Consider the following 2,327-nt stretch of genomic DNA (forward strand, 5'->3'; position numbering starts at 1 on the left):
ACCTGTCCTGCAAACGTTCCAGCCGCATCTGTTGCACCCTTCCCCAAACTGCATCCCAATGCTTTGCAGGCAAGAGTGCCCATCATGATGTATCACGACATTCTGCCAGCCAAGAAAGTGGCGTATGACTTAACGCCTAACGAACTAAGACAGCACTTTGAGCAGCTGAAGTCGAACCAGATGACCCCCATTAGCCTCGCTCAATTGATGGCTCATCTGCGCACCGGTAGCCCTTTACCTAAGAAATCGATTTTACTGACGTTCGACGATGGCTATGGAGGGCACTATCAGTACGCCTATCCACTCTTGAAGGAATATGGGTACCCAGCTGTATTCTCGATTCACACCAGTTCGGTGGGGGTGAATGCGGGTCGGACTCACGTGAGCTGGCAAGAGCTCAGAACGATGGCCAATGATCCGCTCGTGACGATTGCATCTCATAGCAAAACTCACCCTGTGCTCACCAAGCTCTCTCATCAACAGTTGGTCCAAGAAGTTGCCGACTCAAAGAAAATTCTGGAATCGAGACTGGCTCGCTCGGTGCAGTACTTTACTTATCCCTATGGTCTTTATGATGCTAGAGTCAAGCGAGCCGTTGCGAATGCCAACTATCTTGCCGCGATCGCTTATGCCGTGCCGACAGAGCGCTTTGCGAACCAGTCACCGGACTTGTTGAGTTTGGCTCGCTTTGAAAAATCTCAGCTGGAAAAAGTGATGCCTCAAGCTTGGAGCGGTCCTTCTTCCGCGCAGTGCAAGTGAACTGCAAACACCTGCTTATGTCCTGGCGGTTCTCCAAGCCGCACCTGCTTATTTCATCGATCCTCATCATAAATTTGTTCAAATTTTGAGGAGCGGTCCAGCCCAACTCCAGTGCGAGCGTCCCTTGCCCCTATGCATTGTCACATCTGTCTTTACAAGTAGAATAATCGTCAAAAAGCTATGTCTAGTCTGAGATCGAGTGCTCGCCCTCGTTCTCGATTCAGCCTTCAGGTGTCATTAACAAAATATTTGGGTTCATACGCAGATTGGGTGGGCGCGATCGCAGCTGTGGTGTCTTTAGGTAATTGACACCGATCTTGGGGTATCTGCGTCTAGTGACTGAAATGCTGATCAAGCATAGATTCTAAGCAAAAGATATTTGGGTAGAAAGTTTCAGGGTCAGGGTTGCTGGGTTATCAATCTTGGCAATCTCCTATTATTGCTATGTGGAGTTATGCCAAAATTTCTTGAGTTGAGAGAAAGGTTATGGAGTGGTTTTGGGTACTGTTAATCTTTTTTGTAGTTATAGTGGGTTCACTCTGGTTTGGCTACCTGACAGAAGAAAAAATGGTAGGACCCGAAGCCGCCCGTAGAAATTCGCGCTCTGCAACTCCTTTGTTTTTATTTTGGCTGCCATTATCTGGATTCGCCCTTTTCTTTGTAGTTGAACAACTAGGACGCTATGGTTGGGTCAGCTTCCACATCTTATATGCTGTTTCGATTAGTGCCTGGTGGATGAGTTGGTTTTTTAGAAAGCAAGAAGCTGGTTCTTTACTAGCAGATGTAGGAAGAACTCCACAGAGCAAATTTCTATTCTGGATTGGCTTGCTTCAGGTGGCATTGGTAGTTTTTCAGACATGGTTATTTTTTACGTCAACCTTAACTAGAAGCCCGGAATATAGTAGCCTGTACCTAGAGATATCTAGGCTCGTCCTTTGGTGGTCAATTGCTGGTTTTACTATTGCTGTAGGCTTAAACAAACTTGAGTTTAGAGAGAACGGTATTTGTCTCGTGCATTCACTCATGCGATGGCAGAGAATAAATTCGTACACTTGGGAAACAGATAAATCAAATGTGCTGACAATTCGATTCAAACCGCGCTTTCCTCTATTGCCCAGCTTTGCGAGCCTAGCTATTCCTGCAAACCATCAAGAGGTGGTAAGCCGTATTTTAGCCGAGCGATTGGTAGGCAAGAGACTATAGTTCTGTTGTTCCAGTTAACACGATATTTAAATTCATACGCAGGTTTGGTAAAAGCGATCGCAGCCTCTGATAAGACTTGTTATGGGCTGAGCTGAGATTGGCATTCGGGAAAGGAGGCTGAGGGAGAGAGGGAATCTTACATCAAGCGGGCGATTGCGCTGCAAACTATGAAATAACCTCCCGCTTGAGTACTGCTACAAAATCCCACAGCTCCCCATTAGCACGTGTGCCAGGAAGAATTGTCACTAACTCCCAGCCTCTAGCTCCCGCTTCATTCAGTACATCCTCAAGTTCTATTTCGTTAATCTTCCCGGCCCCGAATGTTCCTTGAGCAAAGAACTTAATCGTTTTATATTCCCACTCAC

3 protein-coding genes are annotated in these 2,327 nt (G+C 46.5%); 2 read left to right on the forward strand and 1 reads right to left on the reverse strand.

Features of this window, described 5'->3' with window-relative positions:
• Together H6F72_RS11865 and H6F72_RS11870 are read left to right on the forward strand one after the other, a co-directional pair.
• On the forward strand, nt 1–759 hold a 759-nt coding region (locus H6F72_RS11865), incomplete at its 5' end, for a polysaccharide deacetylase family protein (protein ID WP_190435256.1).
• A 486-nt stretch (nt 760–1,245) separates the two neighbouring features.
• Nucleotides 1,246–1,962, forward strand: coding sequence for a DUF5673 domain-containing protein (locus tag H6F72_RS11870; protein WP_190435260.1), 717 nt, complete (start codon nt 1,246–1,248; stop codon nt 1,960–1,962).
• A gap of 165 nt (nt 1,963–2,127) precedes the next feature.
• Here the strand turns inward: H6F72_RS11870 and H6F72_RS11875 are convergent.
• The coding region (locus tag H6F72_RS11875; protein WP_190435264.1) for a DUF4177 domain-containing protein at nt 2,128–2,327 on the reverse strand (200 nt) is incomplete at its 5' end.

The sequence above is a fragment of the Trichocoleus sp. FACHB-46 genome, assembly GCF_014695385.1.
Lineage (GTDB): Bacteria > Cyanobacteriota > Cyanobacteriia > FACHB-46 > FACHB-46 > Trichocoleus.